Annotated in this window: 20 protein-coding genes; 11 read left to right on the top strand and 9 right to left on the bottom strand. The window is 71.2% G+C overall.

Features of this window, described 5'->3' with window-relative positions:
- Nucleotides 1-56 precede the first annotated feature (56 nt).
- Nucleotides 57-578 carry an ATP-binding protein gene (locus ABTY62_RS35435; protein ID WP_352133509.1) on the top strand — a complete coding sequence of 174 codons (522 nt, stop codon included), beginning with the start codon at nucleotides 57-59 and terminating at the stop codon, nucleotides 576-578.
- Between the two features lies 1 nt (nucleotide 579).
- Here the strand turns inward: ABTY62_RS35435 and ABTY62_RS35430 are convergent, their stop codons facing one another.
- Complete coding sequence (locus ABTY62_RS35430) at nucleotides 580-1,002, bottom strand: DUF6223 family protein (protein WP_352133508.1); 423 nt, start codon at nucleotides 1,000-1,002, stop codon at nucleotides 580-582.
- A 218-nt stretch (nucleotides 1,003-1,220) separates the two neighbouring features.
- Between ABTY62_RS35430 and ABTY62_RS35425 the strand changes: the two genes are divergently transcribed.
- Together ABTY62_RS35425 and ABTY62_RS35420 are read left to right on the top strand one after the other, a co-directional pair.
- Nucleotides 1,221-2,333, top strand: a complete 1,113-nt coding sequence (locus tag ABTY62_RS35425) for a sensor histidine kinase (protein WP_352133507.1) — start codon at nucleotides 1,221-1,223, stop codon at nucleotides 2,331-2,333.
- Nucleotides 2,330-2,992 carry a response regulator gene (locus ABTY62_RS35420; protein WP_352133506.1) on the top strand — a complete coding sequence of 221 codons (663 nt, stop codon included), beginning with the start codon at nucleotides 2,330-2,332 and terminating at the stop codon, nucleotides 2,990-2,992. Before ABTY62_RS35425 ends, ABTY62_RS35420 begins: the two co-directional genes overlap by 4 nt.
- Here the strand turns inward: ABTY62_RS35420 and ABTY62_RS35415 are convergent.
- Nucleotides 2,956-3,453 carry a MarR family winged helix-turn-helix transcriptional regulator gene (locus tag ABTY62_RS35415; RefSeq protein ID WP_352133505.1) on the bottom strand — a complete coding sequence of 166 codons (498 nt, stop codon included), beginning with the start codon at nucleotides 3,451-3,453 and terminating at the stop codon, nucleotides 2,956-2,958. The two genes, ABTY62_RS35420 and ABTY62_RS35415, sit on opposite strands and share 37 nt — an antisense overlap.
- 99 nt (nucleotides 3,454-3,552) lie before the next feature.
- Between ABTY62_RS35415 and ABTY62_RS35410 the strand changes: the two genes are divergently transcribed.
- The 3 genes from ABTY62_RS35410 to ABTY62_RS35400 all read left to right on the top strand — a co-directional run bounded on the left by ABTY62_RS35410 (nucleotide 3,553) and on the right by ABTY62_RS35400 (nucleotide 5,769).
- Nucleotides 3,553-4,629 (top strand): epoxide hydrolase family protein, encoded by a 1,077-nt coding sequence (locus ABTY62_RS35410; protein ID WP_352133504.1) that lies wholly within the window; start codon nucleotides 3,553-3,555, stop codon nucleotides 4,627-4,629.
- 200 nt (nucleotides 4,630-4,829) lie between these two features.
- On the top strand, nucleotides 4,830-5,192 hold the full coding sequence (locus ABTY62_RS35405) for a MerR family transcriptional regulator (RefSeq protein WP_502997582.1): 363 nt from the start codon (nucleotides 4,830-4,832) through the stop codon (nucleotides 5,190-5,192).
- A gap of 61 nt (nucleotides 5,193-5,253) precedes the next feature.
- On the top strand, nucleotides 5,254-5,769 hold the full coding sequence (locus ABTY62_RS35400) for a nuclear transport factor 2 family protein (RefSeq protein ID WP_352133502.1): 516 nt from the start codon (nucleotides 5,254-5,256) through the stop codon (nucleotides 5,767-5,769).
- A 109-nt stretch (nucleotides 5,770-5,878) separates the two neighbouring features.
- Here ABTY62_RS35400 and ABTY62_RS35395 read toward each other — a convergent pair whose 3' ends face one another.
- The 3 genes from ABTY62_RS35395 to ABTY62_RS35385 form a co-directional block, all read right to left on the bottom strand.
- On the bottom strand, nucleotides 5,879-6,553 hold the full coding sequence (locus tag ABTY62_RS35395) for a DUF4232 domain-containing protein (RefSeq protein WP_352133501.1): 675 nt from the start codon (nucleotides 6,551-6,553) through the stop codon (nucleotides 5,879-5,881).
- Nucleotides 6,554-6,653: 100 nt separating this feature from the next.
- Nucleotides 6,654-7,343: an isochorismatase family protein gene (locus tag ABTY62_RS35390; protein WP_352133500.1), complete on the bottom strand. Its 690-nt coding sequence runs from the start codon at nucleotides 7,341-7,343 to the stop codon at nucleotides 6,654-6,656.
- Nucleotides 7,300-7,950, bottom strand: a complete 651-nt coding sequence (locus tag ABTY62_RS35385) for a short chain dehydrogenase (RefSeq protein WP_352133499.1) — start codon at nucleotides 7,948-7,950, stop codon at nucleotides 7,300-7,302. The genes ABTY62_RS35390 and ABTY62_RS35385 overlap by 44 nt, the downstream gene beginning before the upstream one ends.
- 117 nt (nucleotides 7,951-8,067) lie before the next feature.
- Between ABTY62_RS35385 and ABTY62_RS35380 the strand changes: the two genes are divergently transcribed.
- Both ABTY62_RS35380 and ABTY62_RS35375 read left to right on the top strand, forming a co-directional pair.
- On the top strand, nucleotides 8,068-8,946 hold the full coding sequence (locus tag ABTY62_RS35380) for a helix-turn-helix transcriptional regulator (RefSeq protein ID WP_352133498.1): 879 nt from the start codon (nucleotides 8,068-8,070) through the stop codon (nucleotides 8,944-8,946).
- A gap of 82 nt (nucleotides 8,947-9,028) precedes the next feature.
- On the top strand, nucleotides 9,029-10,048 hold the full coding sequence (locus ABTY62_RS35375) for an LLM class flavin-dependent oxidoreductase (RefSeq protein ID WP_352133497.1): 1,020 nt from the start codon (nucleotides 9,029-9,031) through the stop codon (nucleotides 10,046-10,048).
- Between the two features lie 68 nt (nucleotides 10,049-10,116).
- Here the strand turns inward: ABTY62_RS35375 and ABTY62_RS35370 are convergent, their stop codons facing one another.
- Entirely contained in the window at nucleotides 10,117-10,695 is a 579-nt protein-coding gene (locus tag ABTY62_RS35370) for a TetR/AcrR family transcriptional regulator (RefSeq protein WP_352133496.1), read from the bottom strand.
- A 91-nt stretch (nucleotides 10,696-10,786) separates the two neighbouring features.
- Here ABTY62_RS35370 and ABTY62_RS35365 point away from each other — a divergent pair, with 91 nt between their 5' ends.
- Nucleotides 10,787-11,233: an anthrone oxygenase family protein gene (locus tag ABTY62_RS35365; protein WP_352133495.1), complete on the top strand. Its 447-nt coding sequence runs from the start codon at nucleotides 10,787-10,789 to the stop codon at nucleotides 11,231-11,233.
- Here ABTY62_RS35365 and ABTY62_RS35360 read toward each other — a convergent pair.
- Nucleotides 11,226-11,654 (bottom strand): RidA family protein, encoded by a 429-nt coding sequence (locus ABTY62_RS35360; RefSeq protein ID WP_352133494.1) that lies wholly within the window; start codon nucleotides 11,652-11,654, stop codon nucleotides 11,226-11,228. The two genes, ABTY62_RS35365 and ABTY62_RS35360, sit on opposite strands and share 8 nt — an antisense overlap.
- 97 nt (nucleotides 11,655-11,751) lie before the next feature.
- Entirely contained in the window at nucleotides 11,752-12,270 is a 519-nt protein-coding gene (locus tag ABTY62_RS35355) for a hypothetical protein (RefSeq protein ID WP_352133493.1), read from the bottom strand.
- 147 nt (nucleotides 12,271-12,417) lie between these two features.
- Between ABTY62_RS35355 and ABTY62_RS35350 the strand changes: the two genes are divergently transcribed.
- Nucleotides 12,418-13,113 (top strand): TetR/AcrR family transcriptional regulator, encoded by a 696-nt coding sequence (locus ABTY62_RS35350; RefSeq protein ID WP_352133492.1) that lies wholly within the window; start codon nucleotides 12,418-12,420, stop codon nucleotides 13,111-13,113.
- On the opposite strand, the gene ABTY62_RS35345 is transcribed toward ABTY62_RS35350, so the two are convergent.
- A complete protein-coding gene (locus ABTY62_RS35345; RefSeq protein ID WP_352133491.1) occupies nucleotides 13,110-13,502 on the bottom strand; it encodes a hypothetical protein in 393 nt (130 codons plus the stop codon). The two genes, ABTY62_RS35350 and ABTY62_RS35345, sit on opposite strands and share 4 nt — an antisense overlap.
- Nucleotides 13,503-13,601: 99 nt before the next feature.
- Between ABTY62_RS35345 and ABTY62_RS35340 the strand changes: the two genes are divergently transcribed.
- Entirely contained in the window at nucleotides 13,602-13,805 is a 204-nt protein-coding gene (locus ABTY62_RS35340) for a hypothetical protein (RefSeq protein ID WP_352133490.1), read from the top strand.
- The last annotated feature ends 49 nt before the right edge of the window (nucleotides 13,806-13,854 follow it).

Genomic DNA, 13,854 nt, shown 5'->3' with positions numbered 1-13,854 from the left:
TGCTCTACCGTGTGAGCCAAGCCACTCAACTCCACCCGACCGAGGGAGAGACACGCATGGCAACCGTCTCGCCGCAGAGCCCCAACCCCGGCGCATCCGACGACACCGACCAGCCCTGGACCTACACCCTCCGCCTGCCCAACGACCCCCGCGCCGCCCGGGTCGCGCGGGTCACTCTCCGGGCGGTCCTTTCCGGCCACGGCATGGCTGAACTGGCCGAGACCGCGGAGCTCCTCACGAGCGAAATGGTCACCAACGCGCTCCGCCACTCCGACGGCCCCGCCCAACTCCGTCTCCGCCACCTCTGCGAGAGCCGCCTCCGGGTCAGCATCTGGGACACCAACCCACTCATCCCCGCGCCCTTCGACACCCCGCCCGGACGCCTCGACCGCTTCACCGCCCTCACCGAAGCCGCCGCCAAGGTCGACGACACCAACGGCCGCGGCCTGCTCATCGTCCGGCTCTGCGCGGACAACTGGGGCGGCTACCCGCTCGCCGACGACGTCTTCGGCATCAGCGGAAAGCTGCTGTGGTTCGAGCTCACCCCGCACCGCAGCGCGTTCGACATCGCTGCGTAGATCAGCCGGCGCGGCGGGAACGGGTCAGAGCCAGCCCGCTGAGGGCAGTTCCGATCACCCCCACGATCAGCGCGACGATGGCCCCACCCAGTCCGTTGCCGGTGCCGAGGCCGCCGGAGGCGGTCGCCGCCACCACGGCGCCGAGGGCCATGCCGATCAGTGCCCCGCCCAGGGCCATGGTGGCTCCGCGTCGCCCGGGACCGGTGCTGGTACGGCCGGTGGAGCGGGCCAGCGCCAGGCCACCGGTGACCGCGCCGGTCAGCGCCAGCAGCGCCGCCGCGATGGCACCGAGCCGCCCGGCGCTCAGGGTGTACACACTGGCGGCGATCGGCTGGGCCGAGGCGTCGGCGGCCGCCGGGGCGGCGAGCGCGACAGCTCCGCCGAGGACCGCGACGACCACGGCAAACGTACGTCGGACGGACATGGGGTACTCCCTCTTCATACTTCACGTGGACGTTTCCTGAGCATGTCCGTCGGACCCGTCCCCGGTCGTCCGGCAGGCGAAGGCAATCCGCGCTGCCATCGACGCCGTAGCGGCTACCGCGGACGCCGGAGAAGCCGCGGAAGTACCGCGTTCGCGGTAGTCGGCCGATCGTCCGTGCGCAGGAATCGCCCGCGCGGCCACCCGGTTAGGGTTCGCGCATGAGGGTCGGGGTCGGTGTCATGGACTGGGTGCTCGCCGCCGGGATGGCGGCGACGCTGCTGGTCACCGGGCAGTCGGGACGGCACTCGCTCACAAGCCTCGACCTGCTCGGGTACGCGCTGCTGGCGGCCGGCGGTCTCGCGCTGGTCGCGCGCCGCCGGGCTCCGGTTCCCGTCCTGGCCGTCACCGGGCTGTGCGCGGTGGGTTACCAGGCGGCCGGGTTCGACGTGCCTGCCGTCGCGTACCTGTTCGCGGTGTACGCGGCCGTGCGGGCCGGACGCCGCACCATCGCGGTGGCGGCGAGCGTGACCGTGCTGGCCACTCTCCCCCTCGCGGCCATGGCCTCGGGGCTGCACGACACCGGCGAGGCGTTCGCGCGGGCCCGGGGTGCGCTCGAACTGGCCTGGCTGATCGCGGCCGGCGCGGCGGGGGAGGCGCTGCGGCAGGCCGAGCGGCGAGCGGAGGAGGCCGAGCGCACCCGTGAGGAGACCGCGCGGCGCCGCGCCGACGAGGAGCGGCTGCGGATCGCGCGGGAGTTGCACGACTCGCTCACCCATCAGATCTCGGTGATCAAGGTGCAGGCCGAGGTCGCCGTCCATGTGGCCCGCAAGCGTGGCGAACAGGTGCCGGAGGCCCTGTTGGCGATCCAGGAAGCCGGACGTGAGGCGACCCGGGAGCTGCGCGCGACGCTGGAGGCGCTGCGCGACGACGACACGGCCCCGCCGCGCGACCTCGACGACGTTCCGGAACTGGTGGAGCGGGCCCGTACGTTCGGGCTGGACGCGACGCTGACGATCGAGGGGCAACGGCACGACATGCCGTCCGCGGTGGGCCGGACCGTCTACCGGATCGTTCAGGAGTCGCTCACCAACATCGCCCGTCACGCGGACGCCGCCACCGCGTCGGTCCGGATCGACTGCCGTCCCGACGCCCTCGTGGTCCACATCGACGACGACGGCAAGGCAACGCCGGGTGTCGCCCCGACGCCCGGCGTCGGGCTGCTCGGCATGCGCGAACGGGTCACCGCCCTCGGCGGCCGGCTGCGCGCCGAACCGCGTGGCGAGGGCGGCTTCACCGTCCAGGCCCACCTCCCCGTGGACCGGACCTCGTGATCCGTGTCCTGCTGGTCGACGACCAGCCGCTCATCCGCAGCGGATTCCGCGCGCTCCTCGACCTCGAGGAGGACATCGAGGTGGTGGCGGAGGCCGCCGACGGGCAACGGGCCCTGGAGCTGGCCAGGGAGCATCTGCCCGACGTCGCTCTCATCGACATCCAGATGCCCGGCGTCGACGGCATCGAGGCGACCCGGCGCATCGCCGCCGACCCGGCGCTGGCCGGGGTGCATGTCGTCATCCTGACCAACTACGGCCTGGACGAGTACATCTTCGACGCGCTGCGCGCCGGTGCCGCCGGATTCCTCGTCAAGGACATCGTGCCGGACGACTTCCTGCACGCCGTCCGCGTCGCGGCGCGCGGCGACGCCCTGCTGGCACCGTCGATCACCCGCAAGCTGATCAACAGGTACGTGACCATGCCGCTCACCACCGGCGTCGGCACCGGTCTTGAGGAGCTGACCAGCCGCGAGCGCGAGGCCGTCGTGCTGGTCGCGCAGGGCCTGTCCAACGACGAGATCGCGGGCCGCATGGTGATCAGCCCGATGACGGCGAAGACCCACATCAACCGGGCCATGACCAAGCTCCGCGCCCGGGACCGGGCCCAACTCGTGGTCTTCGCCTACGAATCCGGCCTGGCAGCCCCGCGCGGCTCCTGACCCCGGGGGTGCGGGGGGCGGTGGTGCTCGGTGAGGGCGGCCAGCAGGCGGGGGAGTTCGTTCCGCTGGGCGGGGGTGAGGGGGGCGAGGAGTTCGCGCTGGGTGTCCGCGATGACCGTATCGAGGCGCTCCAGGCGGCGGCGGCCGGTGGGGGTGAGGGTGATGACGTTGCGGCGGCGGTCGACGGGGTCGGGTTCGCGGCGGATGCATCCGGCGTCGGCCAGCTCGTTGAGGACGGCGACCATGTCGCTGCGGTAGATGCAGGTGCGGCGGCCGAGTTCGGCCTGGCTGGCGGCGCCGGCTTCGGCGAGCGCGACCAGTGCGGCGAAGTGCCACTTGTGAGCGCCTTCGGCGGCCAGGCGCTCGCTGACGAGCCGGTCGGCGACGAGCGCGGCCCCGGCGAGCAGGCGGCTGGGGATGGCGCGCAGCCGGGCCGGGACGGGTTCGGGGGTCGGGCTCATGGGAGATCCTCCGTCTCTTGCGTTAGTTCCACTAACAGTCTACCTTCGTTAGTGCCGCAAACGTTTATGTGGCGAACGAATCTCCCTGGAGCGAAGACCATGATCAAGCCGTTCCGCATCGACATCCCCCAGGCCGACCTCGACGACCTGAACGACCGCCTCTCCCGCACCCGCTGGCCCAACGAGGTCGCCGACGCCGGGTGGGACTACGGCTTTCCGCTGGCCCGGCTGAAGGAGCTGGCCGAGTACTGGCGTACCGGCTACGACTGGCGCGCGCAGGAAGCCGAGCTCAACGAGCTTCCGCACTTCACCACCGAGATCGACGGCCAGAACATCCACTTCGTCCACGTCCGGTCCGCGAAGCCGGACGCGCTCGCGCTGATCCTCACCCACGGCTGGCCGGGTTCGTTCCTGGAGTTCCTGGACGTGATCGAGCCGCTGTCGCGCGACTTCCACCTGGTGATTCCGTCCATCCCGGGGTACGGCTTCTCGGGGCCGACCCATGAGGGCGGCTGGGGCGCCGTCCGGATCGCGCGGGCCTGGGCCGAGCTGATGCGCCGTCTCGGATACGAGCGCTACGGCGCGCAGGGCGGCGACTTCGGCGCGGGCATCTCCCTGGCGCTCGGCGCGGTGGCACCCGAGCAGGTCGTGGGGGCCCACATCAACTACCTGCCGACCCGGCCGGACCCGGACGCCGGCGTCGAACTGTCCGAAACGGATGAGGCCCGGCTGGACAAGGTCAGGCAGCTGATGGCCAACCGCCCGCCGTACCAGGCCCTCCAGGCCCTCACGCCCCAGACCATCGGCTACGCGCTGACCGACTCACCGGTCGGCCAGCTGGTCTGGATAGCCGAGCGCTTCGCCCACTGGACCGACCCGCGCTCGCAGATCAGCGACGACCGGATGCTCACGGACATCTCGCTGTACTGGCTGACGGCCACCGCGGCGTCCTCGGCGCGACTGCACCACGATGCTCCGCGGGGTGGGCCCCTGCCGTGCCCGGTGCCGGTGGGCGTGGCGGTGTTCGCGCACGACATCACGCTGTCGGTGCGGCCGCTGGCCGAGCGGCTGTACGACATCAGGCACTGGTCGGAGTTCGAGCGCGGCGGCCACTTCGCCGCGATGGAGGTGCCCGAGCTGCTCGCCGAGGACGTCCGGAAGTTCTTCCTCACCTGAGTTGAGTCGCGGCTCTCGCGTTTGGCGATCTCGGCCGCCGGACGAATGTCGGGGCCTGGTGGCGGCGGCCACCTGCGGCCAGGACCCGCCAGGCCCGCCTCATGGGCCGCCCGGCATCTCGCACCTGGGCTTTACGTGACCGATGCTAAACTTAGACATCAATGTCAAGGTTAAGCCGAAATGGGGTGATGTACACCACAATGAAGATCGGTGAACTCTCCCGCCGCACCGGAGTCGCCACCCGGCTCCTGCGCTACTACGAACAGCAGGACCTGCTCCACCCCGGCCGTCTCCCCAACGGCTATCGGGACTACCCCGAAAGCTCGGTCCAGCGCGTCCAGCAGATTCGCGACCTGCTCCAGGCAGGGCTGAGCACCGAGGTCATCCGCGAGATCGTGCCCTGCTTCGTCGGCGCGGGCGCCGAGCTGCGCCCCATGGTCGACCCGGCGCTCGCAACGAACCTGGCGCGGGAGCTCGGCGAGATCGAGCGGCGCATCGACACGCTGACGCGAAATCGCGACGCCATCCGCGCCTACCTGGCGGTCGCCAGCCAGAGCGCCTGAGTCAATCGCGCGCACCCATAGCTTGACATTTACATTGATGTCAGGGTTTAGCCTCGGTGGCATGTCTGATGCCAACGAAGCCCTCCGGGCCCTGGCCGCGCTTGAGGCCCGCCTGAACCGGCTCGAAGACGCTCGCGCCGTCGAGCAACTGAAGTACCGGTACGCCGCCCACTGCGACAACTCCTACGACGCCCAGGGCATCGCATCCCTCTTCACGCCCGACGGCCGCTGGGTGGTCGACGGCGAGGGAGGCAGCAGCACCGGCCACGCCGAGATCGCTGAACACTTCAAGAACCTCCCGAAGAAGATCCCGTGGGCCCAGCACTACATCATCAACCCGCAGGTCGAACTCGCCGAGGACGGCCTGTCAGCGACCGGTGACTTCCGGCTTCTGTGCCTGTGCACCATCGCGCACACGGACGACGCCGACGTGCAGGACGCCGTGATCCTCACGGTCGACTACACCGACCGGTTCGTGAAGCGCGACGGGCAGTGGTACTTCCAGGAGCTTCGCGGGAGCACCCACCAGGTATCCAACTGGGACCAGGGCTGGGTGAAGCAGCCCTTCCGAGACTGAGCAGCGACGATGCGGAGTCGCTTGAACTGGTGCGGCCGGCAGCAATAAGTCCGCTGCCCTGGTGTGGCGCACCGGAGCAGCGGACCTTGATGGCACGGATGTGGGCTGGTCAGCCGATGGGGTTGACGAAGGTGGCGGGGCGGGTGGCGCCGCGCTGGTCGACGAGGGAGTCGTTCTCCCAGGGCCACTCGATCTTGAGGGACTTGGTCTCGTTGGGCGGGGTGATCTCGACCCAGGCCGGCTGGTAGAAGCCCTCTTCCTCGTTGGTGAAGGCGAGGTTGAGGGTGAACGAGGTGCTCTGGCCGCCCTCCAGCTCAAAGGAGTTCCACTTCTCCGAGGACCGGGCCAGCGACCAGCGCTCGCCGCCGTTGATCGAGGTCAGATCCACACCCGGGAAACCGCCGATCCGGCAGGAGCTGGTGCTCTTGTTGATCAGCACGATCGAGGCGGTCGTCGAGCCCCCGTCCTCCTCCGGCACCGGGAGCGCGTCCTCACCCGTGGCGAACGCGGCCTCCAGGTTCTCGGTCCGGCACCGCTCGACACCCGCGTGCGCCCTGCCGCCACCCTCGGCGGCCGCCTGCTCGCCACCCTTGCCCTTCGCGTCGGAACCCTGCGCACCACCGGAAGAACTGCTGGACCCGGCCGGGGCCGTGTCAGCCGGACCCGCGGACTTCGCGTCACCGTTGCAGGCCGTCAGGGTCAGCGCGGCGGCCGCGGTCAGGACCGCGGCGGCGACGCGGAAGGAGCGGCGGCGGGCGATGCGGGCAGTGGTGTTGGAGCGCATTTCGGGTCCCCCAGGGGCGGTTGGTGTCGTCGTCTGCTCGGTACGACAACAACTCTGACCGGGCCCACTACCGCACCACTGCCGCCCCACTAACATCCCGCTAACACGACCGTGGCTGGGAATGGATCAGGTCCAGCACCTCAGACGTGGGCCGGACGTCGCCGAACGACCGATAGATCGTGTACAGGGTGGCGTTGTGGTCCTCATCCCGGCGTGCCGCGTTCGCGTCGGCGACCATGATGACCCGGAAGCCGAGCGTGCCGGCATCGCGCGCGGATGACTCGCAGCACACGTTGGTGACAGTGCCGGTGATCAGGACGGTGTCGATCCGGCGGTCCTTCAACAGCTCCGGCAGGGGGCAGCGCCCCGGGAAGAACGCGCTGGCAGCGGACTTCTCCACCAGGAGATCGCCGGGCTGCACGGTGAAGTCCCGCCACAGCCGCTCGGCCGGCGGCCCGGTGCCCCCGGAGGTGCGGTACGACTCGGCCACCTCGGGGCCGAGGAACTCGTCGGCCACCGCCGTCCGTTCGCCCACTTCCGGCAGGACCCAGGCGACGGTGCCGCCGGCCGTACGAAGAGCGTCGGCGAGGCGGGCGATGTTCGGGACGATGCCGCGGCAGTACGGATTCTCCGACACGAAGAACGGCACCATGTCGACGACGACAAGCGCGGTGCGGGCCGGGACCAGGTGTGTGAAGGCGAACCGGCGGCCACGACGCTGCTCCTGCCGGGCGTACTCCCGGCTCTCAATCCGCCACGCGTGCCGCGGCGCTCCGGAATCCTCCAGCAACCGTCCCTCCGATCCTCGGCACAGAAAGTTTCCCACCATGGGCGTCGCCCTCCACCGCGTCCACGTAAACGCGGGCGACGTCCGCCGCCGGGGTGCCGGTGGACGGGTCCATGCCCAGGGTGACGAGGGTTTCGCGGACCCAGCCGGGGCTGACCGCGTTGAGGCGGATGCCGCGCGGCATCTCCGTGGCGGCCGCGTACACGAACGCCTCCAGGCCCGCGTTGACCAGGTAGCCGAGCGAGCTGCCGGGCATGGGCTCGGTGAACCGCCCGCTGGTGAGGGTCACGGAGCCGCCGTCCCGTACATGGGCGAGCGCTCGCCGTACGAGGGTGACCTGCCCGATCAGCTTGCCGTCGAGCCCGCTCCAGAACCGGTCGTCCGACGCCGCGTCCAGCGGGGTGAGGCCCCCGCTCGCGGCGCAGCACACCACCGCGTCCAGGTGGTCGTCCCCGACGGCCGCGAACAGGGCGTCGATCGACGCGGTGTCCGCCATGTCCACGCGTACCGGGCCGCGGCGCGAGGCGCGCACCACCTCGTGGCGCTCCGCCAACGCGTCGGCGACCGCGCCGCCGATGGTTCCCGTCGCGCCGATCACAAGAATCTTCACCCGCTCAGACTGCGGGGGGCGGCGGGCCGTACCCAGGCCCCTGCCGGGGATACACCTGTGGTGACTACACCTGACAGGTGCAGGCACCGCGGGCGCGGGTCCACGAGACTGGGGCGTATGGACACGCGTGAGGAGCTGGGGGAGTTCCTGCGGTCGCGGCGGGCGCGGCTGCGGCCCGAGGACGCGGGGCTTCCCTCGTACGGGGGGCGCCGCCGGGTGCCCGGGCTGCGGCGTGAGGAGCTGGCGCAGCTCGCCGGGGTGAGCGCCGGCTACTACACGCGGCTCGAACAGGGGCAGAGCCCCAACGCCTCGGACGCCGTGCTGGACGCGGTCGCCCGTGTGCTGCGGCTGGACGAGGCGGAGCGCACGCATCTGTACTCGCTGGCCCGGCCGAAGCCGCGGGCCCGCCGCCGGGCGGCGAGGCCGGAGCGGGTGCGGTCGGGGGTGCGCGTGATGATCGAGTCGTTCGGGGATGTGCCCGCGCTGGTCATGGGGCGCTTCTGTGACGTCCTCGCGTGGAACCCGATGGCCCACGCCCTGATGGCCGGACACCTCGACTTCGACTCGCCGAACCGCCCCGCCGAGCGCCCCAACATCGCCCGGATGCTGTTCCTCGACCCACACACGCGCGAGCTGTACGCCGACTGGATCCGCAAGGCCCGCGCCACCGTCGCCGACCTGCGGTTGATCGCCGGGCGATACCCGGGCGACCCCGCGCTGACCGGGCTGATCGGCGAACTGACCGTGGGCAGCACGGAGTTCGCCACGCTGTGGGTCGCGCACACGGTGGGCGACTGCGGTACCGCCACCCGTACCTACCGCCACCCGGTGGTGGGCACCATGACGCTGATGTGCGAGTTGCTGGCGCTCCCGGAGGACGACGGGCAGCGGGTGGCCGTGATGAACGCCGAGCCCGGCTCACCGTCCGAGGCGGCGCTGCGGCTGCTCGCCGACCTGACCGCCACCGCGTCCCCGGCGGGCCCGGACATGTTTTAGACAGGCCCGTGCAACAACCGGCTGCGAGAATCGGGACGGCGTCGGTGTACGGCAGAGCACACCGCGGACGATGGAGGGCCCTGTGCCGCTGACCTCGGAGCCGTTGCGGAAGCTGGGCTTCTTGACCATCGGGCTGTTCGACGAGGCCGACCCCCGCCGGGGCCATGAGTCCACCCTCGAGATCATCGAGCTGGGCGAGCGGCTGGGGTTCGACAGCGCGTGGGTGCGCCACCGCCATCTCCAGTACGGCATCTCCTCCCCCGTCGCCGTCCTGGCCGCGGCCTCGCAGCGCACCAGCCGCATCGAGCTGGGCACGGCCGTCATCCCGCTCGGCTGGGAGAACCCGCTCCGGCTCGCCGAGGACCTGGCGACGGTCGACCTCCTGTCCGGGGGCCGCCTCAACCCCGGGGTCAGCGTCGGTCCGCCGATGCGCTACGACGGGGTCAAGGGAGCCCTGTATCCCGACACCGCCGACAGCGAGGACTTCAGCTTCGAGCGCGTACGGCGGCTGCTGGGCTTCGTGCGCGGCGAACCGGCCACCGGCTTCAGCGGCGTGGAGGGCTTCGAGGCCTTCTCCAATCGGGTCCAGCCGCACTCCCCCGGCCTGGGCCGCCGCCTGTGGTACGGCGGCGGGAGCCTGCGGTCGGCGAAGTGGGCCGGTGAGCACGGAATGAACTTCCTGACCAGCAGCGTCGTCAAGGCGGAGGAGTCCGAGGACTTCGCCGAGATCCAGCTGTCGCACATCCGGGCCTTCCGCGCCCACCACCCCGACGGCGACCGCGCCCGCGTGTCCCAGGGGCTCGTCGTCATCCCGACGGACACCGCGTCGCCGGAGCAGCGGGCGAAGTACGAGGCGTACGCCCGGAAGCGGACGCCTCGCACCGCCGCGCCGCAGGGGCCGGCGCGGATGATGTTCGCGCCCGATCTGGTCGGGACCTCGGCCGAGATCGCCGAACGGCTCTACGCGCACGCCGGGTTCCGGGAGGTCGACGAGGTGGCGTTCGCGCTGCCGTTCACCTTCGAGCACGACGACTACGTGCAGATCCTCACCGACATCGCCACCCGGCTGGGCCCGGCGCTGGGCTGGCGGGCGGCCGTCTAGGGCGCGTATCGGGTCGTGATCGATGAGCATCGCGGCCCCGGCTGCGTGCCCGCCGGGGCTGCGATGCGTCAGAGCATGGCGAGCCGGTCCACCAGCAGCTCCGTCCTCCACTCGGCGTCCTCCGGCGGCAGCCGTCCCGTCCGGGTCAGGGTCGCCAGCCCGTGCAGGGCCGCCCAGAACGTCTCGGTGAACAGCCCCGGGTGGACGCCGTCCCCGGCGACCTCGTCGAGGGTCTCCAGCAGGGCGGCGAAGGCGTCCTTGAGAGGTTCCGGGGTGTCCTCCTGTGCGTACGCCAGGCCGCCGTCGAGCTGGAATATGGCGTCGTAGACCGCCGGGTTGCGTTCGGCGAAGTCGAGGTAGGCGCGGGCGAGGGCGGCGACCCGCGCGCGCGGGCCGTCCGCGGCGGCGGTCGCGGCCCGCACGGCCCCCGCCAATTCGGCGGCGCCTTCGAGGGCGACGGCGCCGATGATCTCCCGTTTGCCGCGGAAGTGGCTGTAGAGGACGGGCTGGCTGTATTCGATGCGCTCGGCGAGCCGGCGGGTGGTGACCGCGTCCCAGCCCTGCTGCTCGGCGAGTTCGCGGGCCGTCGCCACGATGAGGCGCTCACGCTCCACCCGTTCGCGCTGCTTGCGTTCCTGTACCGACATGATTCGATCCTAGCACCGCTAGACAATCAAGCTGCGGTAGTACTAGCGTTGCCACATCAGCTATCAACGCTAGATCCCAGGAGGGGTCGTCATGCTCGACGCGCTCGAGGTCTTCACCACCGTGGTCGTCGGAGTGATGGTGGGGGTGGAGTTCTCCGTCGCCTTCGTCATGAACCGGATCTTCAACGCACTCCCCGAGGACAGTGGCCAACTCGGCCGCGCCCACGGGGGCCGGATGCTCGGCGCCGTGATGCCCTTCTGGTACATCGGCTCGCTCGTCCTCGTCGCGGTCTGGGCCGTCGCCGGATGGCACCACCACGGCGCCGGCCTCGTCGTCACCGCCGGCGCGCTGCTGATCCTCAGCGTGATCATGTCGATCCTGCTGCTCGTCCCGATCAACAACCAGGGCAAGACGTGGACCCCCGAGAACCGGCCCGAGGACTGGAAGGAGCAGATGAACCGCTGGGACCGCTACCACTACGTCCGCGTCGCCGTGATCATCGCCGCCTTCGCCCTGCTGGTCGCCGCCCTCACCTGAGCCCTGAGCCCGCTGGCGGCTCGGCCACGAGCGCGAAGGCTTCGACCTCCAGGACCAGTTCGGGGCGGAACAGGGCCGCGACCTGGACGGCGGAGCTGGCGGGCGGGTGCGCCATGTCGACGAAGGTGTCGCGTACGGTCCGGATCGCGGGCAGGTGGGCCACGTCGGTGACGTAGTAGGTGAGCTTGATGACGTCGTCGAAGGTGGCGCCCGCCGCCGCCAGGCAGCGACGCAGGTTCTCGAAGACCTGCCGGGCCTGCGCCGCGGGGTCGCCCGCGCCGACGAGCTCGCCCTGCGCGTCGAACGCCACCTGCCCGGACACCGCGACCAGGCGGCCGGAGCCCATGACGACGTTGGTGTAGCCCGTCCCGGGTGCGACGCCCTCCGGAGCCGGTATATACGTGAGCCGCTTCTTGTTCATGGCGGCATCCTCACCCCTGAAAGCCCGCCCCACCATCGCTTTTCGCGCGGCGGGGCGGGCACCGGGGTGGGATCACGGGGGGGGTCACGAGGCGGGGTCAGACGAGGGCGAGGGCGGCGAGGGCGAGGCCGCCGGCGCCGAAGACGATGACGTGGCGGGCGTTCTGGAGGACCCAGACCCAGCGGGGGAAGCCGGACTCCGCGGATTTCAGCAAGGCGGCGACGTCGATGCGGGCCAGCTCCGGGTCGCCCTTGCGGGCGAAGGCGGCCTGGACCGAGGCGGTGGCGGTCAGGTTGCTGTAGAGGATCACGCAGTTGATGGCCAGGACCAGGCCCAGAACGATCCAGCTGAGCATTCCGGCCCAGGAGTTGCCGATGAGGTTCAGCACCGCGGCGGCGGCCAGGACCGCGGCGATGGACACCGGAGCCCAGGTCTCGTGGCCGCCGGCGTCGAAGCGCATCCCGTTCTCCTCCAGCACGGTGGTGCGCACGCCCTGACGGTTCAGCTCGGCCTTGGCGGCGGAGGTGGCGATCGCCCCGAAGCGGGCCCGGACGACCGGGATGCTGACGAAGGCGCCGGCGACGGACAGCTGTAGGGCGGCGATGAAGGCGTTCATGGCTGGTTCCCCCTCGGGACGGTGCGCCGGTCTCGGCGCCCAAGTTCTTGAACTAAGTGCAAGTACAGATTAGCCAGGGACTTGAACTAAGTGCAAGAAGGTTCCTGAACTTTGTGCAAGAGACCGGGGCCGCCCTATCGTGGGCCCATGCCACGCAACACGCTCACCCGCGATCAGATCGTTCGCACCGCCGTCGAACTGCTCGACGAGGAAGGCCTCGAGGGCCTGAACATGCGCAGCCTCGGCAAGCGCCTGGACAGCGCGGCCACGGCGGTCTACTGGCATGTCAAGAACAAGGACGATCTCGTCCTGCTGGCCGGAGACCTGGTCTGGCACGAGATCGGGCTGCCGGAACCGGACGCGGCCGACTGGCGCTCCGCGGCCGTGTCACTCGCCGTCGATCTGCACGCCATGTTCGAGCGCCACCCGTGGCTGGTGCAGGCATTCGGCTCGTACCTCTTCCACGGCCCGGGCAAGGCACGGTACGACGACCACTGCCTCGCCCTGTACGAGCGGGCCGGGTTCGCCCCCGGCGACGCCGACCAGGTCGCCGCGGCCGTTTTCACCTACGTACTCGGCAACGCGCTCGGCGGAGCGGCCATGGTCTCCCTCAACCGGCGCCTGACCCGGGACGGCCAGGACGCGCAGGAACTCATCGGGGCCACCATGGCCAAGGCGGCGGAGGTCGCCCAGGAGTTCCCCCGCCTTCGCGCGCGCCTGGCGGAGCCGTACGCCGCCGACTACGCCGCCGCCCCCGAGCAGACCCTCGAACGCGGCCTTCGCGCCCTCCTCGCCGGACTCGAAGCCCAACTCCCGGCCCCCGGCAGCGACGGCGGCAGCTAGGGGGTGCCCGCCCCGCCGTCGCTCTGGGCGCGGCGGGCGCGCAGCGCCTCGGGGAAGAGGGTCCAGCCGTCGATCTCCTGTCCCGACTTCGCGCCGGGCTGCCAGCCCTGGGCGAGGGCCGCGTCGAGGAAGGCGCGGACCACGCCCGGCTCGTGGAGGTTCAGCCAGCCGCCGCGGTCGGGGTCACCGACCGTGCTCGTGGGGCCGATGCCCGGGGGCTCGTGGAAGGCGAGCACCAGGCGGCCGCTGCTGCCTTCCCGGCGGAGGGACAGGGTTTCCCGGCAGGTCGAGATGTCCGGCCGCTTGCCGCCTTCGTGGAGGTGGCGCACCGACCACAGGTAGGTGTCGGCGCCGACGACGAGCCGACGGGTGGGGCTGGAACGGGCCATGGACGACACGCTACTCGCCCCGCCCGTTCAGGCCCTCAGGCCCTCTGCACCTGGAACGCCGCGAAGCTCTGGGCGACGGGCATCAGCTCGATGGTGTTGATGTTGACGTGCGCCGGCTGCGAGGTCGCCCAGTGCACCGACTCGGCGATGTCGTCGGCCGGGGCGTTCGCCGTCGGGCCGGGCCACGCGCCCAACGCCGTACGGCTCGCCCTCTCCTCACCGCCCACGGACACCCTCTCCCACGCGCTCGACGTGCTGGCGGAGTTGGCGCACGGCACGCCCGACGACGCGGGCCCGGACTGACGCCGGCGGCTCCGTGCTGTTCGCCACGAACCTCCGGCAGAGCTTGCGT

Source organism: Streptomyces sp. NPDC097640, assembly GCF_040302705.1.
GTDB lineage: Bacteria > Actinomycetota > Actinomycetes > Streptomycetales > Streptomycetaceae > Streptomyces.
This window is presented reverse-complemented; position numbering and strand designations above follow the sequence as displayed.

Bases quoted from the DNA above. Each gene is read 5' to 3' on its own strand.
- ABTY62_RS35355 (WP_352133493.1), bottom strand. From the start codon at position 12,270: ATGAACGCCTTCATCGCCGCCCTACAGCTGTCCGTCGCCGGCGCCTTC.
- ABTY62_RS35430 (WP_352133508.1), bottom strand. From the start codon at position 1,002: ATGTCCGTCCGACGTACGTTTGCCGTGGTCGTCGCGGTCCTCGGCGGA.
- ABTY62_RS35340 (WP_352133490.1), top strand. From the start codon at position 13,602: ATGTTGACGTGCGCCGGCTGCGAGGTCGCCCAGTGCACCGACTCGGCG.
- ABTY62_RS35345 (WP_352133491.1), bottom strand. From the start codon at position 13,502: ATGGCCCGTTCCAGCCCCACCCGTCGGCTCGTCGTCGGCGCCGACACC.
- ABTY62_RS35415 (WP_352133505.1), bottom strand. From the start codon at position 3,453: ATGAGCCCGACCCCCGAACCCGTCCCGGCCCGGCTGCGCGCCATCCCC.
- ABTY62_RS35370 (WP_352133496.1), bottom strand. From the start codon at position 10,695: ATGTCGGTACAGGAACGCAAGCAGCGCGAACGGGTGGAGCGTGAGCGC.
- ABTY62_RS35410 (WP_352133504.1), top strand. From the start codon at position 3,553: ATGATCAAGCCGTTCCGCATCGACATCCCCCAGGCCGACCTCGACGAC.
- ABTY62_RS35405 (WP_502997582.1), top strand. From the start codon at position 4,830: ATGAAGATCGGTGAACTCTCCCGCCGCACCGGAGTCGCCACCCGGCTC.
- ABTY62_RS35380 (WP_352133498.1), top strand. From the start codon at position 8,068: ATGGACACGCGTGAGGAGCTGGGGGAGTTCCTGCGGTCGCGGCGGGCG.
- ABTY62_RS35365 (WP_352133495.1), top strand. From the start codon at position 10,787: ATGCTCGACGCGCTCGAGGTCTTCACCACCGTGGTCGTCGGAGTGATG.
- ABTY62_RS35435 (WP_352133509.1), top strand. From the start codon at position 57: ATGGCAACCGTCTCGCCGCAGAGCCCCAACCCCGGCGCATCCGACGAC.
- ABTY62_RS35395 (WP_352133501.1), bottom strand. From the start codon at position 6,553: ATGCGCTCCAACACCACTGCCCGCATCGCCCGCCGCCGCTCCTTCCGC.
- ABTY62_RS35400 (WP_352133502.1), top strand. From the start codon at position 5,254: ATGTCTGATGCCAACGAAGCCCTCCGGGCCCTGGCCGCGCTTGAGGCC.
- ABTY62_RS35360 (WP_352133494.1), bottom strand. From the start codon at position 11,654: ATGAACAAGAAGCGGCTCACGTATATACCGGCTCCGGAGGGCGTCGCA.
- ABTY62_RS35350 (WP_352133492.1), top strand. From the start codon at position 12,418: ATGCCACGCAACACGCTCACCCGCGATCAGATCGTTCGCACCGCCGTC.
- ABTY62_RS35425 (WP_352133507.1), top strand. From the start codon at position 1,221: ATGAGGGTCGGGGTCGGTGTCATGGACTGGGTGCTCGCCGCCGGGATG.